At 54.8% G+C, this 6,282-nt stretch carries 3 protein-coding genes and 2 pseudogenes; all 5 read left to right on the top strand.

The genetic code is table 11. The features are described from left to right. On the top strand, window positions 1–667 hold a 667-nt coding region (locus ACJHWK_RS22575), incomplete at its 5' end, for a bacteriophage T4 gp5 trimerisation domain-containing protein (protein WP_404855428.1). A gap of 66 nt (window positions 668–733) precedes the next feature. Beyond that, a complete protein-coding gene (locus ACJHWK_RS22570) occupies window positions 734–4,963 on the top strand; it encodes an RHS element core protein (RefSeq protein ID WP_410234933.1) in 4,230 nt (1,409 codons plus the stop codon). Continuing rightward, entirely contained in the window at window positions 4,964–5,362 is a 399-nt protein-coding gene (locus ACJHWK_RS22565; RefSeq protein ID WP_021523077.1) for a hypothetical protein, read from the top strand. Between the two features lie 42 nt (window positions 5,363–5,404). Then, a pseudogene (locus ACJHWK_RS22560) lies at window positions 5,405–5,512 on the top strand (RHS repeat-associated core domain-containing protein); the annotation flags it as partial. A 155-nt stretch (window positions 5,513–5,667) separates the two neighbouring features. Further along, a pseudogene (locus ACJHWK_RS22555) lies at window positions 5,668–6,218 on the top strand (ISAs1 family transposase); the annotation flags it as partial. Window positions 6,219–6,282: the final 64 nt, after the last annotated feature.

The raw sequence follows: 6,282 nt of genomic DNA, 5'->3' as shown, positions 1-6,282 counted from the left end.
ACTGAAGTTTGACGATGCGACAGGGAAAGAACAGGTCTACATCCACGCGCAGAAGAACATGAACACCGAGGTGCTGAATAACCGCACCACGGATGTGATAAACAACCATGCTGAGACCATTGGCAACAATCAGATGATTGCGGTTACCAACAATCAGATACAGACGGTGGGCGTTAACCAGATAGAGACGGTGGGCAGTAACCAGATCATTAAAGTGGGCTCTGTTCAGGTGGAAACGATTGGACTTGTTCGTGCGCTGACTGTGGGCGTGGCGTATCAGACGACGGTAGGTGGCATTATGAACACTTCGGTGGCCCTGATGCAGTCCTCGCAGATCGGTTTGCATAAATCGTTGATGGTCGGGCTGGGTTATGACGTCAAAGTCGGAAATAACGTTACCTTCACCGTTGGTAAAACGAAAAAGGATGATACCGGGCAGACCGCGATTTACTCCGCCGGTGAGCATCTGGAACTCTGCTGTGGTAAGGCAAGGCTGGTGCTGACTAAGGACGGACAAATTTTTCTCAACGGCACAAAAATTCATTTGCAGGGTAAGGAGCAGGTTAATGGTGACTCACTGTTGATTAACTGGAACTGTGCAGCCTCGAAATCCCCACCGAAGACCCCTGATGAAAAGCAGGATACGCCGGATATGAGAGAGTACTGATCCCGTACCTGTTCGGTATTCAGTAACAAACAAGCATTAAAAATAAACAGAAGAAGGAATTGAATCATGAGCGGAAAACCAGCGGCGCGTCAGGGAGATATGACTCAGTATGGCGGTCCCATTGTCCAGGGTTCGGCAGGTGTAAGAATTGGCGCGCCCACCGGCGTGGCGTGCTCGGTGTGTCCGGGCAGGATGACTTCGGGCAACCCGGTAAATCCGCTGCTGGGGGCGAAGGTGCTGCCCGGCGAGACGGACCTTGCGCTGCCCGGCCCGCTGCCGTTCATTCTCTCCCGCACCTACAGCAGCTACCGGACGAAGACGCCTGCGCCGGTGGGAATTTTTGGCCCCGGCTGGAAAGCGCCTTCTGATATCCGCTTACAGATACGTGATGACGGACTGATACTCAACGACAACGGCGGGCGGAGCATTCACTTTGAGCCGCTGCTGCCGGGGGAGGCGGTGTACAGCCGCAGCGAGTCAATGTGGCTGGTTCGCGGTGGTAAGGCAGCGCAGCCGGACGGCCACACGCTGGCACGGCTGTGGGCGTCGCTGCCGCCGGATATCCGGTTAAGCCCGCATCTTTACCTGGCGACCAACAGCGCACAGGGACCGTGGTGGATACTGGGGTGGTCAGAGCGGGTGCCGGGCACTGAGGACGTACTGCCAGCGCCGCTGCCGCCGTACCGGGTGCTTACCGGGCTGGCGGACCGCTTCGGGCGGACGCTGACGTACCGGCGTGAGGCCGCCGGTGACCTGGCCGGGGAAATCACCGGCGTGACGGACGGTGCCGGGCGGGAGTTCCGTCTGGTGCTGACCACGCAGGCGCAGCGGGCGGAAGAGGCCCGTAAACAGCACACCGCTTCCTTATTTTCCCCTGACACCCCCCGCCCTCTTTCAGCCTCAGCGTTCCCCGACACACTGCCCGGTACCGAATACGGCCCCGACAGGGGCATCCGTCTTTCGGCGGTGTGGCTGATGCACGACCCGGCATACCCGGAGAGCCTGCCCGGTGCGCCACTGGTGCGGTACACGTATACGGAAGCCGGTGAACTGCTGGCGGTATATGACCGCAGCAATACGCAGGTGCGCGCTTTCACGTATGACGCGCAGCACCCGGGCCGGATGGTGGCGCACCGTTACGCGGGAAGGCCGGAGATGCGCTACCGCTACGACGATGCGGGGCGGGTGGTGGAGCAGCTGAACCCGGCAGGCCTGAGTTACCGCTACCAGTATGAGCAGGACCGCATCACCGTCACGGACAGCCTGAACCGGCGTGAGGTGCTGCATACAGAAGGCGGGGCCGGGCTGAGGCGGGTGGTGAAAAAAGAACTGGCGGACGGCAGCGCCACGCACAGTGGGTATGACGCGGCAGGAAGGCTTACGGCGCAGACGGACGCGGCGGGACGGCGGACAGAGTACGGTCTGAATGTGGTGTCAGGCGATATCACGGACATCACCACACCGGACGGGCGGGAGACGAAATTTTACTATAACGACGGGAACCAGGTGACGGCAGTGGTGTCCCCAGACGGGCTGGAGAGCCGCCGGGCATATGATGAACCGGGCAGGCTGGTAACGGAGACATCGCGCAGCGGGGAGACAGTACGCTACCGCTACGATGACGCGTACAGTGAGTTACCGGCGACGACAACGGATGCGACGGGCAGCACCCGGCAGATGACCTGGAGCCGCTACGGGCAGTTGCTGGCGTTCACCGACTGCTCGGGCTACCAGACCCGCTATGAATACGACCGCTTTGGTCAGATGACGGCGGTCCACCGCGAGGAAGGTATCAGCCGTTACCGCCGCTATGACAACCGTGGCCGGTTAACCTCGGTGAAAGACGCACAGGGCCGTGAAACGCAGTATGAGTACAACGCCGCAGGCGACCTGACTGCCGTTATCACCCCGGACGGCAACCGGAGCGAGACACAGTACGATGCGTGGGGAAAAGCGGTCAGCACCACGCAGGGCGGGCTGACGCGCAGTATGGAGTATGACGCGGCAGGACGTGTCACCACGCTGACCAACGAGAACGGCAGCCGGAGTGAATTTACCTACGATGTGCTGGACCGCCTGACGGAGCAGCGCGGCTTTGATGGCAGGACACAGCGTTACCGGTACAGCGCCACAGGGCAGCTCATCCGCAGCGAGGATGAGGGGCAGGTCACGCAGTGGTACTACGATGAAGCAGACCGCATCACGCACCGGACGGTGAACGGCGACCCGGCAGAGCAGTGGCAGTATGATGAGCACGGGTGGTTAACCACCCTCAGCCATACCAGTGAAGGCCACCATGTTGCCGTCCACTATGGCTATGACGATAAAGGCCGCCTGACCGGCGAACGCCAGACGGTGGAGAACCCGGAGACGGGGGAACTGCTGTGGCAGCATGAGACGAAACACGCATACAACGAGCAGGGGCTGGCAAACCGCGTCACGCCGGACAGCCTGCCGCCGGTGGAGTGGCTGACCTATGGTAGCGGCTATCTGGCGGGCATGAAGCTGGGCGGGACGCCGCGGGTCGAGTATACGCGGGACAGGCTGCACCGGGAGACGGTGCGCAGCTTCGGCAGCATGGCAGGCAGTAATGCCGCATACGAACTGACCAGCACATACACCCCCGCAGGCCAGTTACAGAGCCAGCACCTGAACAGCCTGGTGTATGACCGTGACTACGGGTGGAATGACAACGGCGACCTGGTGCGCATCAGCGGCCCGCGACAGACGCGGGAATACGGCTACAGCGCCACGGGCAGGCTGGCGAGTGTGCGCACCCTCGCACCGGACCTGGACATCCGCATCCCGTATGCCACGGACCCGGCGGGCAACCGGCTGCCGGACCCGGAGCTGCACCCGGACAGTACACTCACAGTGTGGCTGGATAACCGCATCGCGGAGGATGCGCACTATGTCTACCGCCACGATGAATACGGCAGGCTGACGGAGAAGACGGACCGCATCCCGGCGGGTGTGATACGGACGGACGACGAGCGGACCCACCACTACCACTACGACAGCCAGCACCGCCTGGAGTTCTACACGCGGATACAGCATGGCGAGCCGCAGGTGGAGAGCCGCTACCTCTACGACCCGCTGGGCCGCCGGACGGGTAAACGGGTGTGGCGGCGGGTACGTGACCTGACGGGGTGGATGTCGCTGTCGCGTAAACCGGAGGTAACGTGGTACGGCTGGGACGGTGACAGGCTGACGACGATACAGACACAACAGAGCCGGATCCAGACGGTATACGAGCCGGGAAGCTTCACACCACTCATCCGCATCGAAACAGACAACGGCGAGCGGGAGAAAACGCAGCGCCACAGCCTGGCGGAGAAGCTGCAGCAGGAAGGGAGCGAGGACGGGCACGGCGTGGTGTTCCCGGCTGAACTGGTACGGCTGCTGGACAGACTGGAGGAAGAAATCCGGGCAGACCGCGTGAGCAGTGAAAGCCGGGCGTGGCTTGCGCAGTGCGGGCTGACGGTAGAGCAACTGGCCAGACAGGTGGAGCCGGAATACACACCGGCACGAAAAGTTCATCTTTACCACTGCGACCACCGGGGCCTGCCGCTGGCGCTCATCAGCGAAGACGGCAATACGGCGTGGAGCGGGGAGTATGATGAGTGGGGAAACCTGCTGAATGAGGAAAACCCGCATCACCTGCACCAGCCGTACCGTCTGCCAGGGCAGCAACACGATGAGGAGTCGGGGCTGTATTATAACCGTCACCGGTACTACGATCCGTTGCAGGGGCGGTATATCATCCAGGACCCGATAGGGGGGGATGGGGGATGGAATCTGTACCAATATCCGCTGAATCCAGTGCAACACGTTGATCCATTAGGCCTTAGTACTATGATAATAGGTAATGGCCCCGTTCCTGATAATCCTTTTGGGCATGCTGCGGCGGCAAATCGATATGGATTAATGAGTTCGGGAACTGGGGATGAGATGGGCGCCTCTGTCTCTGATTATTTTAAAAAGATGCAACCCCGCAGAGATACCTGGATTTGGATAATAGATACAACAGATGAAGAAGAACAATGTATGATGAATAAGGCAATAGACCTTAATAAAAAACTAAAAACTATTAACCTCGGGCCTCTTCCTGTTGCAAATAATTGTTTTAGCCGAACGAACATGATTTTTGAGGCGTGCGGGTTTAACAACCCCTCTATGAATACAAATGCGCCTATAAGCCTACAAGTGCTCGGTGAGTTTTATGGATATCAAAGATATATTATGCCTAAAGGTCCTTTCACTGGATTCCCATTTAAATTTCAAGAGGTAAAGTAAATGGAAATGCTTGGGAAGATATTAGTGATAATTATTTCCATGATAATTATATCTTGTGATTATTATAATTCTGGCATGGACTATCAAGATAATATAGCCCTCGAGCAAGTCGTAACATGGGATTCTGATAATATATTCACACCTAATATCTTTGAACATAATGGAAGATGTTTTATGAAGAAAAATGAAACATGGATGTTATTAAATGGAGATGCAACACCAAACATTAGAACAATGAGCAATAAGAAAATTGAATGCCTGGAGAAGAGTGAAGTAGAATGGGCTAGTAGGGTTTGCGACAGTATCACAGACAAGGAAAGGGAAAATCTGAAGGCATTAATATGTAGCAAACCAGCTAAATCAGTTAATACAGGCAAAAGACCAGCGTTAGGATATTGAAACCGGCACTGCACTATATTACTATTACAATATTCTGAGTGACTAGAGCAACTGCTCCGCCATCCGGGCTAGCAGTATGACGACGAATCCGAACTGCACTACAACTGGCACCGGTACTACAATCCGGGACAGGGACGATATATCACACAGACCCGATAGGGCAGGGAAAGATCACGTAACGCTGCTTTTTTGTACTAAATAATTCGCATTTTATGTTTAAAAATTGAGATATTCCTCATTACCTAAAGCTGTTTTTTATTGCTTATACATGATCAAATACTCTTTACATAATTAAGGAGAAAAAAATGGAACTTAAAAAATTGATGGAACATATTTCTATTATCCCCGATTACAGACAAGCCTGGAAAGTGGAGCATAAATTATCGGATATTCTACTGTTGACTATTTGTGCCGTTATTTCGGGTGCAGAAGGCTGGGAAGATATAGAGGATTTTGGGGAAACACATCTCGATTTTTTGAAGCAACATGGTGATTTTGATAATGGTATTCCTGTTCACGATACCATTGCCAGAGTTGTATCCTGTATCAGTCCTGAAAAATTTCATGAGTGCTTTATTAACTGGATGCTTGACTGCCATTCTTCAGATGATAAAGACGTCATTGCAATTGATGGAAAAACGCTCCGGTACTCTTATGACAAGAGTCGTCGCAAGGGAGCGATTCACGTTATTAGTGTGTTCTCAATAATGCACAGTCAGATTCCTTGGAAGATCAAGACGAATGAAAAAAACAATGAGATTACAGCTGTTTCTGAATTTCTTAACATAATGGGTATTAAAGGAAAAATAATTGCACCGATCCAATGTGATACCAGAAAGACATCGCTAAGAAGATAGCTATAGACAATTATTACCCTCCGTCAGCCCTTGTTAAGCGAGGAGAGACGTAATCTGTCCAGT

The organism is Escherichia sp. WS547 (assembly GCF_046486065.1).
Taxonomy (GTDB): domain Bacteria; phylum Pseudomonadota; class Gammaproteobacteria; order Enterobacterales; family Enterobacteriaceae; genus Escherichia; species Escherichia coli.
This window is presented reverse-complemented; position numbering and strand designations above follow the sequence as displayed.

Bases quoted from the DNA above. Each gene is read 5' to 3' on its own strand.
- ACJHWK_RS22570 (WP_410234933.1), top strand. From the start codon at position 734: ATGAGCGGAAAACCAGCGGCGCGTCAGGGAGATATGACTCAGTATGGC.
- ACJHWK_RS22565 (WP_021523077.1), top strand. From the start codon at position 4,964: ATGGAAATGCTTGGGAAGATATTAGTGATAATTATTTCCATGATAATT.